The organism is Alcaligenes sp. DN25 (genome assembly GCF_023674485.1).
In the GTDB taxonomy this organism is placed as follows: Bacteria; Pseudomonadota; Gammaproteobacteria; order Burkholderiales; family Burkholderiaceae_B; genus Alcaligenes; species Alcaligenes phenolicus.
This window is the reverse complement of sequence record NZ_CP098408.1, coordinates 2,544,171-2,561,867: the sequence shown is the minus strand read 5'-3', so window position 1 is coordinate 2,561,867 and position 17,697 is coordinate 2,544,171. Positions and strand designations below refer to the sequence as shown.

At 56.1% G+C, this 17,697-nt stretch carries 12 protein-coding genes; 6 read left to right on the top strand and 6 right to left on the bottom strand.

The features are described from left to right. Positions 1–23 precede the first annotated feature (23 nt). From ccoG to NBV64_RS11925, 3 genes are all read left to right on the top strand, one after another. A complete protein-coding gene (ccoG, locus tag NBV64_RS11935) occupies positions 24–1,523 on the top strand; it encodes a cytochrome c oxidase accessory protein CcoG (protein WP_009455943.1) in 1,500 nt (499 codons plus the stop codon). A gap of 18 nt (positions 1,524–1,541) precedes the next feature. Continuing rightward, positions 1,542–1,745 carry a FixH family protein gene (locus tag NBV64_RS11930; RefSeq protein ID WP_250755861.1) on the top strand — a complete coding sequence of 68 codons (204 nt, stop codon included), beginning with the start codon at positions 1,542–1,544 and terminating at the stop codon, positions 1,743–1,745. Positions 1,746–1,811: 66 nt separating this feature from the next. Continuing rightward, entirely contained in the window at positions 1,812–2,066 is a 255-nt protein-coding gene (locus NBV64_RS11925; RefSeq protein WP_022983138.1) for a hypothetical protein, read from the top strand. Between the two features lie 161 nt (positions 2,067–2,227). On the opposite strand, the gene NBV64_RS11920 is transcribed toward NBV64_RS11925, so the two are convergent. Continuing rightward, positions 2,228–2,956 (bottom strand): helix-turn-helix domain-containing protein, encoded by a 729-nt coding sequence (locus NBV64_RS11920; RefSeq protein WP_009455938.1) that lies wholly within the window; start codon positions 2,954–2,956, stop codon positions 2,228–2,230. Between the two features lie 324 nt (positions 2,957–3,280). On the opposite strand from NBV64_RS11920, the gene clpB reads away from it, so the two are divergent. Beyond that, positions 3,281–5,872, top strand: a complete 2,592-nt coding sequence (gene clpB / locus NBV64_RS11915; protein WP_250755860.1) for an ATP-dependent chaperone ClpB — start codon at positions 3,281–3,283, stop codon at positions 5,870–5,872. A 321-nt stretch (positions 5,873–6,193) separates the two neighbouring features. On the opposite strand, the gene NBV64_RS11910 is transcribed toward clpB, so the two are convergent. Together NBV64_RS11910 and glnE are read right to left on the bottom strand one after the other, a co-directional pair. Beyond that, positions 6,194–6,892: an epoxyqueuosine reductase QueH gene (locus tag NBV64_RS11910; protein ID WP_009455936.1), complete on the bottom strand. Its 699-nt coding sequence runs from the start codon at positions 6,890–6,892 to the stop codon at positions 6,194–6,196. A 102-nt stretch (positions 6,893–6,994) separates the two neighbouring features. Then, positions 6,995–9,751, bottom strand: a complete 2,757-nt coding sequence (gene glnE, locus NBV64_RS11905) for a bifunctional [glutamate--ammonia ligase]-adenylyl-L-tyrosine phosphorylase/[glutamate--ammonia-ligase] adenylyltransferase (RefSeq protein WP_009455935.1) — start codon at positions 9,749–9,751, stop codon at positions 6,995–6,997. Positions 9,752–9,869: 118 nt separating this feature from the next. On the opposite strand from glnE, the gene NBV64_RS11900 reads away from it, so the two are divergent. Both NBV64_RS11900 and bla read left to right on the top strand, forming a co-directional pair. Then, positions 9,870–13,457, top strand: coding sequence for a YhdP family protein (locus NBV64_RS11900; protein WP_250755859.1), 3,588 nt, complete (start codon positions 9,870–9,872; stop codon positions 13,455–13,457). Between the two features lie 94 nt (positions 13,458–13,551). Then, complete coding sequence (gene bla / locus NBV64_RS11895) at positions 13,552–14,427, top strand: class A beta-lactamase (RefSeq protein ID WP_009455933.1); 876 nt, start codon at positions 13,552–13,554, stop codon at positions 14,425–14,427. Positions 14,428–14,556: 129 nt separating this feature from the next. Here bla and gdhA read toward each other — a convergent pair whose 3' ends face one another. The 3 genes from gdhA to trxA all read right to left on the bottom strand — a co-directional run bounded on the left by gdhA (position 14,557) and on the right by trxA (position 17,691). Further along, positions 14,557–15,897 (bottom strand): NADP-specific glutamate dehydrogenase, encoded by a 1,341-nt coding sequence (gene gdhA / locus NBV64_RS11890; protein WP_009455932.1) that lies wholly within the window; start codon positions 15,895–15,897, stop codon positions 14,557–14,559. 141 nt (positions 15,898–16,038) lie between these two features. Then, on the bottom strand, positions 16,039–17,295 hold the full coding sequence (rho, locus tag NBV64_RS11885) for a transcription termination factor Rho (RefSeq protein ID WP_009455931.1): 1,257 nt from the start codon (positions 17,293–17,295) through the stop codon (positions 16,039–16,041). Positions 17,296–17,364: 69 nt separating this feature from the next. After that, positions 17,365–17,691, bottom strand: a complete 327-nt coding sequence (trxA, locus tag NBV64_RS11880; RefSeq protein WP_009455930.1) for a thioredoxin TrxA — start codon at positions 17,689–17,691, stop codon at positions 17,365–17,367. Positions 17,692–17,697: the final 6 nt, after the last annotated feature.

The window sequence follows — 17,697 nt, the reverse complement described above, 5'->3', positions numbered from 1 at the left end:
ATCTGACGCCTTCAGGACTTGCAATGAGTAGTGATTCTTCCCAACCCAGCGCTGATAACGCGCAGGGAACTGTGCCCAAGTGGCAACCTCCACGTAACACCAAGGGAGCGGGTGGAACCTCTCCGCAAGTCGAGAAGGCTCTGGTCGATGTACGCAGCAAAATCTATCCACGATCCGTCAAGGGCGTATTCGCCCGCTGGCGGATCTGGATGGTGTATTTCACGCAGATCATTTTCTATGGTCTGCCCTGGTTGGAATGGCATGGCCGTCAGGCCGTGCTGTTTGACCTGCTGGAACGCAAGTTCTACATCTTTGGCATGATTTTGTGGCCCCAGGACGTTATTTACCTGACGGTGCTGCTCCTGATATCTGCCTTCTCCTTATTCCTTTTCACCGCCATGGCCGGACGCTTGTTCTGTGGCTATGCCTGTCCGCAGACGGTCTACACCGAGATCTTCATGTGGGTTGAGCGCAAGGTGGAAGGGGACCGTCTGGCGCGTATCCGCTTGGATGAGCAAGCCTGGAACGCCCGTAAATTGCGTCTCAAAGCGACCAAGCACTTCCTGTGGATTGTGATTGCTTTGTGGACCGGCTTTACCTTTATCGGCTACTTTGCTCCTATCCGCGAACTGGGTGGCGAGCTGATCGCCCTGTCTCTGGGCCCTTGGCAGTGGTTCTGGCTCTTGTTCTACGCCTTTGCCACCTGGGGTAACGCCGGTTTCATGCGCGAAGCCGTCTGTAAGTACATGTGCCCCTACGCACGTTTCCAAAGTGCCATGGTGGACAGCGATACCTTTGTGGTGACCTACGACTTTGTGCGTGGTGAAACCCGCGGTGGTCGATCTCGCAAGATTGACCATAAAGAAGCCGGTATGGGTGACTGTGTGGACTGCAGCCTCTGTGTTCAGGTCTGTCCGACCGGTATTGATATTCGTGATGGCCTGCAATACATGTGTATTGGCTGTGGCGCCTGTGTGGACGTCTGTGACCAGGTCATGGACAAGATGGGCTATGAGAAGGGCCTGATCCGCTACACCTCGGAGCGCGCCATTAAAGAGCGCCTGACGCAATCGCAGGTGCGACGTCGCATGCTGCGCCCGCGCGTGCTGTCTTATATCCTGATTCTGGCCGTCATTTGCGGTGCCTTCGTCTACACCCTGGCAACCCGTACCCCGATGCGTGTGGACGTGATTCGTGACCGTGGTGCTCTGGGCCGTGAAGTGCCTGGCGGCATGATCGAAAACGTGTTCCGTCTGCAAGTCATCAATACCTCGGAAGAGGCGATGGAGTTGCAGTTGTCCGTAACAGGTCTGGAAGGTGCACGCATTCACTTGACCGAGAACGGCCAGGATCACATTCATGTGGCCCCTGCAGGCAATAGATTGTTGCCTGTCGTGGTGCAAGTCCCAATTAGTAGTGCCAAGCCAGGCCTGTATGATATTTCCATTCAGGCAGTCGGCGAGCATGAAGGCGGCCGCAAGACCTACGTGAATGAACGCAGTAGTTTCTATATTCCTCAGTAACTTTATAAAGAGCAAAACATGGACGAATCAAAGGACAGTGGACCCTGGTGGCGTGAACCGTGGCCCTGGTTGTTGATGGCCGGCCCGGCTCTGGCTATCGTGGGCTGCGTCATTACCATTGTGCTGGCGTTCCAGAACTTCAGTAATCAGGGAGTGACGGACGGCGGCGTCAAGCACGGTCTGGTCGTCACCAAAGGCGAGCCTGCCCGCGAGCAGCGCTAAAAGTAGTTGATACACCGTTACGCTAGGGTTGAGAGAAGTATGTTTCCGTTCAAGAAGGGGGTACGAATGACCATCCGATCGTTGATGTGGATACTGTGGCCTTCATTCCTGGTCGCTGGGGTACTGAGTGCAATTGTGTTTGCTTTGGTAGACCCGTTGGACATCGTTGTGCTTGGACATATGCAAGTAGATCGACTGACCTTTTACACGGTGGCGTTTTTTCTGTTCTGGGTGGCCGCTGCGGTGGCTTGTACGCTTAGCCTGTATATGTCCTCTGGTTCGCCAGCGGTACTGGCTGAACCGGCAGATAGTCTGGACTGATTTCGACAAGCGCCAAACGACAAAAAAGCACATGCAATTTGCATGTGCTTTTTTTGTACGCGCTTGGCGCTGGGGAGTGATGCAGCAGGCCCTAGAGACGTTCAGAGCCTTGCGTAAGCCCTAGGCAATACCAGGTAAAGGCAAGGAGCCAGCTAGGGGATTTAATCGCACTCCGTGCCTGCCAGAGTGCGCAGGGCGGCCAGATCCAGCAAGTGGACTTCACGCTGAGAGATTTTCAGCAGACCTTCGCGCGCAAAACGCGAGAACAGGCGGCTGACCGTTTCCAGTGTCAGGCCCAGGAAGTTACCGATTTCTTCGCGGCTCATGCGCAGAATGAATTCGTAAGGGGAGTAGCCAAGCAGCGACAGGCGCTGGGACAGGTTCAGCAAGAAGGCGGCCAGGCGCTGCTCGGAACGCAGTCCGGCCAAGGTCATCATCAGTTGATGGGCGCGGTTGATTTCCTTGCTCATCAAGCGACGGAATTGTTGTTGCAAGATAGGCAGTTGGGCCGACAGGCGGTCCAGATCATCAAGGCGGATCACACAGACTTCGCTGTCTTCCAGGGCGATGGCATGGGAGACATGGCGGTTTTCAACCAGGCTATCCATGCCAAGGATTTCTCCTGGTAATAAAAAGCCCGTAATCTGGATGTGGCCGGTGGAATCTTCCAGCTGCATCTTGATCGAACCAGAGCGCAGACCATAGATTCCTTCGACTGAGTCGGCCAGTCGAAACAGCACGCCGCCCTTGGGGATGCGGATGCGCTCCTTGACTAATTCGTCCAACCGCTCCATTTCATGCTTAGGCATCCCAAGAGGTAGACATACCTCATTGAGCATACAGCTGGAGCAGCGTATGGAGTCAGCGGTAACCGAGATACGTTTTTGCATAAGGAATAATGTCAGATGGCGAAACGCTAAATCTTTGAGTCAAATCAAGTGTAATTGTAGCTTTTTATTGGTTGGTATTCCCGCTAATCCTTAATATGTTTAGTTCTTAAGAGCTGCGCCATGCGGGAAGCGGCTGCCCATGCCGGGTACAGCGCGGTCAGACTGCTCTTGCCAGGTTGTTGTTTAAAAGCGATCCAAACACTTGAATACTTGGTTTTTGGCCTTATCTTCAATTCATCCTGTTATTTGTTGCGAGATCTGAGCGAGCAGTATTTAGTAACTGTTTGCTTTAGCTTATCGCATATTTTCTCAAGTGAAAATTCTATGCGAATCGATAAATTGACAACGAAGTTTCAACAGGCTCTAGCCGATGCGCAGAGCCTGGCTGTTCGCGAAGACAACCCCTATCTGGAACCCGCCCACGTACTGGTCGCCTTGCTGGCCGATGCCGATTCCGGCACTGGCAGCTTGCTGGCTCGTGCGGGCGTCGCCATTCCCCGTCTGGAAAACGAGCTTAACCGCCTGATCTCCAATCTGCCCAAGGTACAAGGGGCGGAAGGTCAGCAGCAGCTCAGCTCGGCTCTGCAAGCCGCTTTGGCCAAAACCGACAAGGAAGCCGCCCAGCGCGGTGATACCTATATCGCCAGCGAGTTGTTCCTGCTGGCCCTGGCTGACGACAAAGGCGAAACCGGTCGTGCCTTGCGCGATGCCGGCTTGCAGCGCCGTGCCTTGGAAGCGGCCATCGAGGCCGTACGCGGTGGTGCCAATGTGAATGATGCCGAAGGTGATAGCAACCGTGAGGCGCTGGACAAGTACACCACTGACCTGACCGAGCATGCCCGTCTGGGCAAGCTGGACCCGGTGATTGGCCGTGACGACGAAATTCGTCGCACTATCCAGATTCTGCAGCGTCGCACCAAGAACAACCCCGTGTTGATTGGTGAGCCTGGTGTAGGTAAGACCGCCATTGTGGAAGGCTTGGCGCAGCGTATCGTGAACAACGAAGTGCCCGAAACCCTGAAGGGCAAGCGCGTTCTGGTGCTGGACCTGGCTGCCTTGCTGGCAGGTGCCAAGTACCGTGGCGAATTTGAAGAGCGTCTGAAAGCCGTCTTGAAAGAGCTGTCCAAGGACGATGGCAAAACCATTGTCTTTATTGACGAGTTGCACACCATGGTGGGCGCCGGTAAGGCCGAAGGTGCCATGGATGCCGGCAATATGCTCAAACCCGCCTTGTCGCGCGGCGAGCTGCACTGTATCGGTGCTACTACGCTGAACGAGTATCGCCAGTACATCGAGAAAGACGCGGCTCTGGAGCGTCGTTTCCAGAAAGTGCTGGTTAACGAACCGGACATGGAGTCCACCATTGCGATTCTCCGTGGTTTGCAGGAGCGCTACGAGCTGCACCACGGTGTGGCGATTACCGACCCGGCCATTGTGGCTGCGGCCGAGCTATCGCAGCGTTACATTACGGACCGTTTCCTGCCCGATAAGGCCATTGACCTGATCGACGAGGCCGCGGCCCGTATCCGCATGGAGATCGACTCCAAGCCCGAGGTCATGGACAAGCTGGATCGCCGCATCATTCAGTTGAAGATTGAGCGTGAAGCCGTCATCAAGGACACGGACGAAGCCTCTCAGCGCCGTTTGCAGGCCATCAATGACGAGATGGAGAAGCTGCAGCGTGAGTACAACGACTACGAAGAGATCTGGAAAGCCGAAAAAGCGGCAGTTCAGGGCTCGCAAGTCGTTAAAGAGGAAATCGAGAAAGTGCGTGCCGAAATGGCCGAGCTGCAACGCAAGGGCCAGTTCGACAAGTTGGCCGAGCTTCAATACGGCAAGCTGCCCGAACTGGAAGAGCGCCTGAAAGCGGCTGAAGCCAATATGGACAAGGCTGATCAGGACAAGCCTCGCTTGTTGCGTACACAGGTTGGTGCCGAGGAAATCGCGGAAGTGGTTTCGCGCGCAACCGGTATTCCTGTGTCCAAGATGATGCAGGGCGAGCGTGAAAAACTCTTGCAGATGGAAGACTACTTGCACAAGCGTGTGGTCGGCCAAGGTGAAGCCGTACGTTTGGTGTCGGATGCCATCCGTCGCTCGCGTGCCGGTCTGTCTGATCCTTCCCGCCCTTATGGTTCCTTCCTGTTCCTGGGGCCAACCGGTGTGGGTAAGACCGAACTGACCAAGGCATTGGCCAACTTCCTCTTTGATTCCGAGGATCACATGATTCGTATCGACATGAGCGAATTCATGGAGAAACACTCGGTGGCTCGTTTGATCGGGGCGCCTCCCGGCTACGTGGGCTATGAAGAGGGCGGTTACCTGACCGAGGCCGTGCGTCGCAAACCTTATTCGGTGATTTTGCTGGATGAGGTCGAGAAAGCACACCCCGACGTCTTTAACGTGCTCTTGCAGGTGCTGGACGATGGCCGTTTGACCGATGGTCAGGGCCGTACGGTGGACTTCCGCAATACGGTGATCATCATGACCTCGAACCTGGGTTCGCAGCATATTCAGCGTTTGTCGGGCGAGCCTTACGATGTGATCAAGGAAGTGGTGTGGGAAGAAGTGAAACAGCATTTCCGCCCCGAGTTCCTGAACCGTATCGACGAAGTGGTGGTATTCCACGGTCTGGAAGCAGAACACATCGAGTCCATTGCTCGTATCCAGCTTGAGCGTCTGGATCAGCGTCTGGCTCAACGTGACATGCATCTGGAAGTCAGCGAGGCTGCTTTGGCGCAGTTGGCCAAGGCCGGGTTTGATCCTGTGTTTGGTGCACGTCCGTTGAAACGTGCTATCCAGCAGCACATTGAGAACCCGGTGGCACGTCTGATTCTGGAAGGTCGCTTTGGTCCTAAAGATGTGGTGCCTGTGGACTGGAAGGACGGCGAGTTTACGTTCACCCGCAGTATCCAGTAATGAGCAGGCTCTGATTACTGCTGTGCTGGTGAGCGTTGAGCAGTAGAGCGGACCAGCGCATGCAGTAAGCCTTAGTTGAAACGGCAGTAAAAAAAGCGCCTTGGGCAACCAAGGCGCTTTTTCTTTGGCTCGACGGATTGTTTCAAGCTTGGGTTGCTTTACCTGTGATCTGTGCCACCCACTTGGGTTTTGGCAAAGACAAAGCTATTCAGAATCCTGGTGGGGCTTATCGATGCACTGTTCGTATAAGGGACAACTGTCAAGCAGAGGCTGTTTCAGCCAGGTGTGCTAAGTCCGCCAGGACGACCGTTCAGGCCTCGCTTATGCGTTCTTTTGCGCCGGTGCTGGGGGCGGAGTCAGGTCCAGCTCATCTTTGCCGTAGAACTTCACACCGATCTCGACACGAGGGCGGCCTTGCGAGCGGCGGTGGCGGTTGGTGTCGCGCAGCGAGTACACGCAGCCGCAATATTCCTGCTGATAGAAGTTCTCGCGCTTGCTGATCTCCAGCATGCGTTGCGAGCCGCCACCTTTGCGCCAGTTGTAGGTCCAGTATTTCATCTCCGGATAACGGGCTGCGGCGCGCTCGCCGCAGTCGTTGATCTGGTTCATGTCTTTCCAGCGCGAGATACCCAGGACGCTGGAGATGATGTCGTAGCCATTTTCATGGGCGTAGAGGGCTGTGCGCTCAAAGCGCATGTCAAAGCAGACCGTACAACGCTCGCCGCGCTCGGGGGCGTGTTCCAGACCGCGTACGCGTTCAAACCAGTTATCCACGTCGTAGTCGGCATCAATAAATTCGATACCGTGCTGTTCGGCAAAGCGGATGTTTTCCTGCTTGCGCAGTTCATATTCGCGCACCGGATGGATATTGGGGTTGTAGAAGAAAACGGTGTATTCAATCCCCGAGGCGTGCAAGGCCTCCATCACCTCGCCCGAACAGGGGGCGCAGCAGGAGTGCAGCAGCAATTTCTCGCGCTTTTCCGGCATGGTTAAAACTGGACGATTGAGCTGAGTGGACATGAATCTGAATCCGAGAAAAAGGGCGTCCCGAGTCGGTCGCACAATAAATCAATGCGACTATTGTAGATTCTTGGCAAAGTTTAGTGAAATCAATCTGTTGCCTTAGTACCCCAGGACCTCGTCCCATAGTCGCGTCACGGCCTGCCGTTCCTGAGTTAGTTCGGTCTGCGGGACACGGGCTTTTTCCGCCCCTTCCAGACGTAATGCGTGCTGACGACGGCGCAGGGCACGGTAGGCATCGGCAACTTCCTGAGCATGGTCAACCGCAATCAGGCCCGCTTGCGCGGCAATGCCCAGCAAGGCGATGTTGCCCAGGTTCTCCAGCAGCTTGGGATGCTCTCGGCTATGGCACAGCACCAGATATTGGGTGATGAACTCCACATCCACCATGCCGCCACGGTCGTGCTTCAAATCAAACAGCTCGCTGCGGTTGGGGTGCCCGGCACTGATCTTGTCTCGCATGTCCAGAATGTCTGCGCGCAGTTTGCGACGGTCACGTTCCATCAACAAGATGGAGCGGCGGATTTCATCGAAGCGTTCCTTGATCTGGGCATCCCCGGTCACAAAACGGGCACGGGTAATGGCTTGATGCTCCCAGGACCAGGCGCTACGGGTTTGATACTGCTCGAAGGCATCCACACTGACGGCCAGTAAACCGGCATCGCCATCCGGGCGCAAACGCAGGTCAATATCGTAGAGACGACCGGAGGAGGTCATGGCCGACAACCAGCTGGTCATGCGGCGAGCCAGTTTGATGTAGCGCTCCACATTGTCCTGGCTGGGGTCGTCATAGAGAAACACCAGATCCAGGTCCGAGGCGTAGCCAATTTCCTTGCCGCCCAGCTTGCCGTAGGCGATGACGGCAAAGCGGGGCGGGGTGTCGTGTTCAGGGCCCAGGCTGCGGGGGCGCGTCAGAGGCCAGGTACGCTCCAGCGTCTCGGCCAGCATCATGTCGGCCAGGGCCGAGAGCTGGTCGGCCAAGGCCTCCACCGTCAGCACGCCTTCCAGGTCCTGAGCCAGTAATTGGAAGGTGATCTGGTGCTGCCAGTCGCGCATCATGTTCATTTGCTGTTCGACATCGGCCTGGCCATCGGGCAGACGGCAGGCGTCCAGGTCGCGGCACATTTGCTCGGACAGGGCCGCAAAGTCCGGAATTTCCATTAGCGAATGCCATTCGATCAGGCTGTCCAGCAGGAGCGGGTATTGAGCCAGATACTGGGCGGCCCAAGGGCTGGCTGAGACAATACGGGCGACGCGGGCCAGCGTATCGGGGTATTCAGCCAGCAAAGCCAGATAAGCACTGCGTTGGGCGATCAGCTCGATCAGGTTGAAGAGCCGTGTCGCTGTCATTTCCGGGTTTTCGGAGCGGTAGGCGTAGTCCTCAGCCAAGGGGATCAAGCGTTGTACGCGATCCAGGCTGGCATTGGGCAGGCTGCGCAGGCGATGGCTGTTCAAAAGTGCCTGACGCAATTGTTCGATGCGTTCCCGCAAAGCCTGATCTTGCTCGGCGCTGTTGACTTCGAGGGTGGGGGCTGCCGCTACAGGAGGCTCGGCACTGGCTTCTTCCCCCATACCCGCTAGACGGAAGGCATTGCGGAAGGTATGCGACACAAACTTTCTGTGCTGGCCTAGCTGCTCGTCGAAATCGGCCAGGCTCAGGCCCAAGGTGGCGGCCAGCTCGGTGCGCAGCTCCTCGTCCTGGGGCAGCAAATGGGTTTGTTCGTCTTCGCGATACTGCAGACGGTGTTCGACACGTCGCAAGAAGGTATAGGCGGCCAGTAGCTTGTCGCAGACCTCCTGGTCCAGCAGACCGGCTGCGCATTGACCGCGCAGAGCCTTGTGCAGGCTGGTTGTTTGCAGGGAAGGCTGTCGTCCACCACGTATCAGTTGATTGAGCTGGACTACAAATTCAATTTCTCGAATCCCGCCATCCCCCAGCTTGATGTTGTGCCAGGTCTCCACGCCATTGCGGTTCAGGGCGCGGCGTGTCCAGTCCTGACGGATGCGCTCGCGCAGGCCGCGCAGGGCGGACAGGGCATCAAAGTCAAAATATTTGCGGTACACAAAAGGGGTACGCAGCGCTTCGAAGTGATGTATATCGCCAGCGCTACGGCTGCCTTCAAAGGCCTGGGCCTTGATGGGGCGCGCCTTGATCCAGGCATAGCGTTCCCACTCCCGGCCTTGATTGACCAGATAGTTTTCCAGGGCCTGCATGCTCCAGGCCAGCGGCCCCGAATCACCGTCCGGACGCAGACGCAAGTCGGTGCGAAACACCTGGCCGAAGGCATCCGTATCGGACAACACGGGCATCATGCGCTGGGTTACTTTGCCGTAAAACTCGTGATAGCTCAGGGGGCGGCGACCATCGGTTTCGCCGTCCTCGTCGTAGAGCATGATCAGGTCAATGTCCGAGGAAACGTTTAATTCTCCCCCGCCCAGCTTGCCCATACCCAAAATAATCATCTCTTGGGGCAGGCCGGTTTCCGAGTTTTTAGGAATACCGTGTACGTCAGCCAGTTGCCGGGCCACGGTTTCATAGGCTTGTGCCACGGCCAGATCAGCCAGGCTGCTCATGGCCTGCATGACTTCATCCAGGGGCGCCAAGCCATTGATATCGCGGATCATCAGCACCAGAAAGACCCGTTCGCGCAGTTGGCGCAAGGCCTGGCGCACTTGTGCCAGACGATCATTATCGGGCTCGGGCAGCAAAGTCCTATACCATTGCGTAATCAATGCGGGGGTGACAGGGTGTTGGGCTTGCTCTTCCAGCCACGCTCCAAATTGTGGCTGAGCGTTTACTTTTCGACGCAAGGGGCCGGACCATTGCATCACGGGCTTCAATATAATGGACTGGCTCATACGATAAGAGGCTTTTCGGATAAGGGGGAACGACAAGTGAAATGACTTGTCTGACTAGGCCGGAAATGACCGCATCTAACTATACTCGGGAATTGATTGCATGGTAGTTCGAGGGCTTGTGCGACTGGCGCTAGTGCTCTATTTTGCGCTGATGCTAGGCCTTGTCGGGCTACGTTACTTGCTCGTGCCGCAACTGGATAATCTGCGTCCCTATCTGGTGCAGAAAATCAGTGAGCAAACCGGCCTGCAAGTCCAGATCCAAGAATTAAAAGGCGACTGGCAGGGCTGGAATCCCCATCTTTCCGTGACAAACCTGTCGCTGGCAGAACCTGGGCAGGAGCCCATGTTGCAGCTGCCCAAACTGCAAGCCGATATCAGCTGGAAGTCCTTGTTCAGCGGCTCGCTGCAATTGCGCCAGCTGGATGTGCAAGGTTTGACGATCCCGGTGCGGCGCGACCCCCAGGGTCAGATTCTGGTAATGGGGCAGGTGCTGGATCTGAATGATGACAATGCCCCGTCCGAACCCGAAGCCTGGCAAGGACCGGTTCGCTGGTTGCTGGAGCAGCGCGGCATTCGCATTCAAGGTACGTCCTTGCAATGGCAGGATGATCTGCGTGGCGCGCCTGTCTTGAGTCTGCCGTCGATTGAATTGCAGATCGGTTACAGGCAGGGCTGGCACGAGGTCAATCTGGCGACAGCCTTGCCCGCCAATTTGGGCGAGTCCCTGGCTTTGGCCTTGCGTGTGCAGGGCAAGCGTCGTCTGCCCGAGAGTGTGGATGTGATGGACCTGCCCTGGGAACTGACGGTTCAGGCTAAAGGGGTGGATGCTCCTGCGCTGCGCCCGTGGCTGGATGTGCCTGTGGCCCTGGACAAGGGCTGGGTCGATGTGCGCGCTCAAGCCACTCAGCCTAAAGCGGCCCAGACCGTACAGATGCAGCTTGCCGCCCAGTTGCGTGATGTGGCCGTGCTTACCGATAGCGATGATCGCCTGCAACTGCAGCAAGCCAATCTGGAACTGGCGGGGGGGCTGAATGATATGCAGGCGCTGGCCCAAGGCAAGCAAAGTGGCGATGTGCAGTGGGCCTTGTCGATGAACAGTTTTGGTCTGCGTGTGCCGGATTTGTTTGCCCAGTATTTGGCTGTGGATCAGCTCAATGCTCAAGGCACCGTCCACCGGGATGAGCAGGCCAGACTGAGCGTCAGCAAAATGAATCTGGCTTTGCGTAATCCTGATCTGGATGCACAGTTAACAGGTAGCTGGCGCGAGGATGCCACGTTCGAGGCCGGTGTGGCTGACTGGCAGGGGCAGTTCAAGCACCTGAATCTGGCGGCTTTGGTGAATTACCTGCCTTTGACGGTCAATCCTCTGGCGCGTGAATGGATGCAGGCCGGACTGGTGCAGGGGGCGGTACGAGACGGGACAATCCGTCTGCAAGGCGGCCTGGATACCTTCCCGTATGGCTTGAGTCCGGAGGATGGCAGCTTTGAAGTGGCGGGGGCTTTGGATCAGGGAATTGTGGATTACCAGCCCGCCCGTCCCAAGCGGTTGGCCTGGCCGCGTCTGGAAGGCGTGCAGGGCAGCATACGCATGCATAACGACAATCTGGATATTGTGGCTCAGCAGGCGCGCATGCCGATTGCCAAGCAGCAGGATATCGTGCTGCGCGATATTCAGACTCACATTACCTCCTTGGAGCAAAACAGCTTTCTGAAGCTGGAAGGTCTGTCCCAGGCACCGGCGACCAGTTATCTGGCCCTGGTGCATCAATCCCCCTTGAATGCCTTGCTAGATGGCTTGCTGGCCGACAGCCGTGTCAAAGGGGATTGGACCGTACCGGTCAAGTTGCAGATTCCTTTGGATAATGCTGATGATGCCCAGGTACAGGGCCAAATCCAGATGAACAATGGCGAGTTTCAGTACATGCCTGAAGCCCCTTCGTTTACAGCGTTGAAAGGCGAGCTGACCTTTAGTGAAAAAGGCGTCAGTGCCCAAACCTTGACGGGCAAGATGCTGGGCGGTGATACCCGGATCAGTGGTGTGCTGGAGCCCGGCAAACCCGGTTTACGCCTGAATGGTGTGCTGACAGCCAAAGGTCTGGAGCAATACCTGGAATTGAAGGGCTTGCAGCGTTTGCAGGGTCAGACACCTTATAGCGTGTTGATGAAGCTGGACGCCAAGGGATCTTTTTCGTTTGGGGCCGAGTCGAACCTGACAGGTTTGGCACTGAATTTGCCTGAACCTTTCCACAAGCCTGCCGAGCGTGCGGCCAAACTGAAGGCGGATTGGAGTAGCGATTCCGCCGCCAAGATGGATCGGCTGCAAATCAGCCTGGAGGACAGACAGAGCTTTTTGCTGAACCTGCTGCATGCTCAAGGTTCCCGTGATGGCAGCTACTTTCAAAGTGGCAGCATGGGAACACCGGGATTGGTGAACTGGCCCCAACGCGGTTTTGAATTACATAGTCGCTATGACCGTATGGACCTGGATGCCTGGGAAATGGTGGTGGGGGAGTTTGGCCAGAATCTGGATGGCAGTCCTTTGCCCCCTTCGGCCCGCCCCTTGCTGCCTTTGCTGGAGCGGGTGCGTCTGAAAGCGGATCAGGCGTTTTTCAGAGGGCAACTGCTGGACCAGCTGGAAATGGAAAGCACGGAAGATGCCGCTGGCAGACTGTTTCTAAGCATGAAGGCCAAGCAGGCCGAAGGGCGTTTGCAGGCGCAGCATCAAGATGGCCGCTACACCGGCATGTTCAATGCCAACTTCTCCCATCTGTACATTGACAGTGGCAGGCCTGATTGGGCTTGGCCCGACGCCGACTTGCCCATGAATGACGACCTGCGTTTGCCCGCGATCTCGTTCAAGGTGGATGATTTGCAGATTCAGGGTGTTCGCTTTGGCAAGCTGGAAGCCAAGGGCAAGCCCGCTGGAAAGGGACAAAAGTGGACGTTGGAAAACATTTCTCTGAATGCCCAGGGTATGCAGCTGAATGGTTACGGCTCTTTGGCATTGAGTGGGTCGCAGCGTGGCCTGGAGTTGGTGGCAAACAGCCGGGTAAGCAATTTGGGACAGTTTGTGGATGTCAGTGGCTTGCTGACCGAGTCCATCAAGGATGGTGACGGCACGGTACAGGCGGCCTTGTTCTGGAGCGACTTCCCCTGGTCTTTTGACAAGCGCAACATCCGTGGCCAGTTCAATGTGGATTTGCGCAAAGGGCGCTTTATCAGCCTGAAGTCGCGCTCGGCCAAACTGCTGGAGCTGCTTAGCTTGCAGTCCATCTCGCGCTTGAGCCGTCTGGATCTGGATTTGTTTGGGGCGGTGAAACAAGGCTTTGCGTTCGATAGCCTGACCGGGCGCATGAATCTGTCGCAGGGCAAGCTGGAGCTGGATAATTATCAGATCAAGGGGCCGGCAGGGGCGATCAGCCTGAAAGGCTGGATTGATATCCGGGATGAGACGCTGGATTTGATTGCGGTGGTAGACCCGAATCTGGATATGAGCGGTGCGGCGATTGCAGCGTACTTTACTGTCAACCCGATGGTGGGAGTTGGGGCCTTGCTGACACAGTGGCTGATGCAGATTCCGATGAGCAGTCACCTGTCTGTCACGTATGCGGTAACAGGCAAGATGGATGATCCCCAGCTCAAAGAGTTGGCGGTCCCTGCTGTTGGTAGCGCGAAACAAGAGAAACAGCCTCGGATCGAGCCTTGATGGCAAGCGCCTCACCCAAACGATTCGCCTCGCTTGTTGTCAGGGTCGCAGCCAGGCTTTTCCGTGTTTTAACCCTTATGCAAAGGATAGGCCGATGAGCGCACAGAGACTGAAACAACTGGCAGCGACCTTGCTCGTGGCGAGCCTGCCTTTCCATGCGCTTGGAGCGCAAACGCATCCTGTGGCTCAGGCCGCACAAGCGGTCGAACAATCCTTGCAGGCCCGTGTCGGACTGGCTGTACTGGATACGACAGATGGGCAGTTGTGGCAATACCGTGCCGATGAACGCTTCCCTATGGCCAGTACCAGCAAGGCCTTGATCTGCGCGGCGTTGTTGGCCCGAGGGCCGGGTGCCATGAAGACCGCCTGGCTGGTCAAGGAAGAGGCCATTCAATCTTACGCACCGACGACAGAAAACCTGATAGGGCAGTATGTGCCAGCGTCGCAATTGTGTGCGATCACGATGCGCAACAGCGACAATACTGCGGCCAATGGGGTTCTGGAGATGCTGGGCGGGCCCGAAGCGATCACGTCCTTTCTACGCAGTGTAGGCGACATGGTGACACGCCTGGATCGCAACGAACCCAGCTTGAATGAGGCCAGGCCAGGTGACCCGCGTGACACCACTAGCCCGCAAGCCATGGTGCATACCTTGCAGAGTCTGGTGCTGGGCGATGCGCTGAAAGCCCCAGACCGAGATCGGCTGATTGACTGGATGACGCATAACGAAGTGGGTGGGCCTTTGCTGCGGGCCGGTGTTCCTGAGAGCTGGACCGTGGCAGACCGGACCGGGGCAGCGGCTTACGGCACTCGCGGTGTTGTGGCGGTGATGTGGCCCCCTGAGCGTGCGCCGCTGGTGGCTGCCGTCTACATCACGGAAACAAAGGCCTCCATGGAAGAGCGCAATGCGGCCATCGCAACGATTGGCAAGGCAATTGCAGCGGCTGTGGATCAAAAAGCTTCGCCGTAGCTGGTGTGGTGAAGGCGAGGGGCACGTTAAGAAAGTGTGCTTGGATGCCTGTATTGAAGCTTGGGATTTGCAGCATAAAAAAAACCGCCTTGTGGGCGGTTTTTTTGACTACTGAGCAAGGCGCAAAACTTAATAAACGCCTTGATGACGCATGGCATTGGCGACTTTGACAAAGCCGGCAATATTGGCGCCGTTAACGTAGTTGATGAAGTTGCTTTCTTGACCATAGTTCACACAATTTTCGTGGATGTCACGCATGATGGAGTGCAGCTTTGCGTCAACTTGTTCGCGTGTCCAGCTCAAGCGCTGGGCGTTTTGGCTCATTTCCAGACCGGATACGGCAACACCGCCCGCATTGCTGGCTTTGCCTGGGGCATACAGGATCTTGGCGTGGATAAAGGCATCGACTGCATCCAGCGTGCTGGGCATATTGGCACCTTCGGCAACGCAACGTACACCGTTCTTGATCAGGATTTCAGCATCCTTGCCGTCCAGTTCGTTCTGGGTGGCGCAAGGCAGGGCGACATCCACAGGGATATGCCAAGGACGTTTGCCTTGTTCGTACAGCAGGTGATGTTGCTGGGCGTAATCGACCAGACTGCCACGCTGTACATTTTTAACGTGCATCAGGGAAGCCAGTTTTTCACGTGTAAAGCCGTCCATGTCCACCACGCAACCTTGCGAGTCGGAAACGGTAACGACTTTGGCACCCAGATCCAGGCATTTTTCAATGGCGTACTGAGCCACATTGCCCGAGCCGGAAACGGACACTGTCATGCCGTCCAAGGACAGCCCTTTACGTGCCAACATTTCCTGTACGAAATATACGGTGCCATAACCCGTGGCCTCAGGACGAATCAAACTGCCGCCAAAGCACAAATCCTTGCCGGTGAACACACTGGCTGCGCTGTTGGAGAGTTTTTTCATCATGCCGGCCATAAAGCCCACTTCACGCGCGCCCACGCCGATATCACCAGCAGGAACGTCGGTATCGGGGCCCAAGTGACGGTACAGCTCAACGATCAGGGCCTGGCAAAAGCGCATCACTTCGCCATCCGACTTGCCTTTGGGATCAAAGTCCGAGCCGCCTTTGCCGCCGCCCATGGGCAGAGTGGTCAAGGCATTCTTGAAGGTCTGTTCAAATGCCAGAAACTTCAAAATGGACAGGTTCACCGAGGGGTGAAAACGCATGCCGCCCTTGAAAGGACCGATGGCATTGCTGTGTTGAATACGGAAGCCGCGATTGACCTGAACCTGGCCACGATCATCTACCCAGGAAATACGAAACTGGATAGCACGTTCGGGTTCGACCAGACGCTCGAGCAGACCATGATCGGCGTACTGGGGGTTTTTCTCGATGAAGGGCCACAAGCTGGTCATGACTTCCCGAACGGCCTGCATGAATTCAGGCTGGTTGGGGTCGCGGGACTGCACTCTGGCTAGGAACTGTTCTAGAGAGATAGATTTCATTGCAAGCGAACTCTGTTTGCAATACTGAGATTTCGAGTAGAACTCAGCAGATTGAAAGAATGGATGCACGGGAATGCACCCGATCATACGCCCATCGCAAGCAAGCCTCTCGTATAGAGAGGCTTGCGCAGGATGTTCGATTTACTTCTTCATCATGTCGAAGAATTCGGAGTTGGTCTTTGTGGCCCGGATTTTGTCCAGGATAAACTCCATGGCTTCAATTTCATCCATCCCATGGATGAACTTGCGCAGAACCCAGACCTTTTGTAGAAGGTCGGGCTTGATCAGCAACTCTTCACGACGTGTGCCTGATTTGTTCAGGTTGATGGCTGGGTAAATACGTTTCTCGGCCAGACGGCGCTCCAGATGGATTTCGGAGTTGCCGGTACCTTTAAATTCTTCATAGATGACTTCGTCCATGCGGCTGCCGGTTTCAATCAGGGCAGTACCGATGATGGTCAAGGAGCCACCTTCTTCCAGATTACGGGCAGCGCCAAAAAAGCGTTTGGGGCGCTGCAGGGCGTTGGCGTCCACACCACCGGTCAAAACCTTGCCCGAAGCAGGGACCACGGTGTTGTAGGCGCGTGCCAGACGGGTAATGGAGTCCAGCAGGATCACCACGTCTTTTTTCAATTCAACCAGGCGTTTGGCCTTTTCAATGACCATCTCGGCCACTTGCACGTGACGTGTGGCGGGTTCGTCAAAGGTGGAGGCCACCACTTCGCCGCGCACGGTGCGCTGCATTTCGGTTACTTCCTCGGGGCGCTCGTCCACTAGCAGGACGATCATGATGGCCTCGGGGTAATTGGTCGTGATGGCGTGAGCCATGTGCTGCATCATCACGGTTTTACCGGATTTGGGGCTGGCCACGATCAGGGCGCGCTGGCCTTTACCGATAGGCGAGAAGATATCCAGGATACGGCCTGTGATGTTCTCTTCGCTTTTGATGTCGCGCTCCAGGCGCATGGGCTGGTCCGGGTGCAGCGGCGTCAGGTTCTCAAACATGATGCGATGTTTGATGGCCTCGGGTTGCATGCCGTTAACCTTATCAACTTTTACCAGGGCAAAGTAGCGCTCGCCGTCTTTAGGGGTGCGCACTTCACCTTCAATGGAGTCACCCGTGTGCAGATTGAAACGACGTATCTGCGAAGGGGAGATATAGATATCGTCTGTGCTGGCCAGGTAAGAGGTTTCTGGCGAACGCAGAAAGCCAAAACCATCAGGCAGGACTTCAAGCACCCCGTCGCCGAAAATCTGCTCGCCCTTTTTGGCGTGCTTTTTCATGATGGCGAACATCAGCTCTTGCTTGCGCAAGCGGTTCGCGTTGTCGATTTCCAGAGTGGCAGCCATTTCTAGCAGCTGCGAGACGTGCAGAGCTTTTAATTCGTTCAGGTGCATGGGAGTGGGGAAGGGCTTTCAGCAGCAGACCGCAGGCCAGCGAAGGGCCTGCGTGCGGTTAATCAGAGATTACAGGGAGCTGTCGAGAAACGCGCTAAGTTGGGACTTGGAAAGTGCACCGACTTTAGTTTCGGCCACTTTGCCGTCTTTAAACAGCATGAGCGTTGGAATACCGCGAACACCATATTGAGCTGGGGTGTCGGGATTTTCATCGACGTTGAGCTTAGCGATGATAACACGACCTTGGTACAGTTCGGCTGCCTCATCAAGCAAAGGGGCAATCATTTTACAAGGACCGCACCAGGCAGCCCAGTAATCGACCAGAACGGGAAGGTCGGCGTTAAGGACGTCAGACTCAAAGGAGGCGTCCGTGATGTGTTTAATGGAGTCGCTCATGGCTAG

Coding starts and splice junctions, on each gene's coding strand:
- ccoG (WP_009455943.1), top strand. CDS start 24: ATGAGTAGTGATTCTTCCCAACCCAGCGCTGATAACGCGCAGGGAACT.
- NBV64_RS11930 (WP_250755861.1), top strand. CDS start 1,542: ATGGACGAATCAAAGGACAGTGGACCCTGGTGGCGTGAACCGTGGCCC.
- NBV64_RS11925 (WP_022983138.1), top strand. CDS start 1,812: ATGACCATCCGATCGTTGATGTGGATACTGTGGCCTTCATTCCTGGTC.
- NBV64_RS11920 (WP_009455938.1), bottom strand. CDS start 2,956: ATGCAAAAACGTATCTCGGTTACCGCTGACTCCATACGCTGCTCCAGC.
- clpB (WP_250755860.1), top strand. CDS start 3,281: ATGCGAATCGATAAATTGACAACGAAGTTTCAACAGGCTCTAGCCGAT.
- NBV64_RS11910 (WP_009455936.1), bottom strand. CDS start 6,892: ATGTCCACTCAGCTCAATCGTCCAGTTTTAACCATGCCGGAAAAGCGC.
- glnE (WP_009455935.1), bottom strand. CDS start 9,751: ATGAGCCAGTCCATTATATTGAAGCCCGTGATGCAATGGTCCGGCCCC.
- bla (WP_009455933.1), top strand. CDS start 13,552: ATGAGCGCACAGAGACTGAAACAACTGGCAGCGACCTTGCTCGTGGCG.
- gdhA (WP_009455932.1), bottom strand. CDS start 15,897: ATGAAATCTATCTCTCTAGAACAGTTCCTAGCCAGAGTGCAGTCCCGC.
- rho (WP_009455931.1), bottom strand. CDS start 17,295: ATGCACCTGAACGAATTAAAAGCTCTGCACGTCTCGCAGCTGCTAGAA.
- trxA (WP_009455930.1), bottom strand. CDS start 17,691: ATGAGCGACTCCATTAAACACATCACGGACGCCTCCTTTGAGTCTGAC.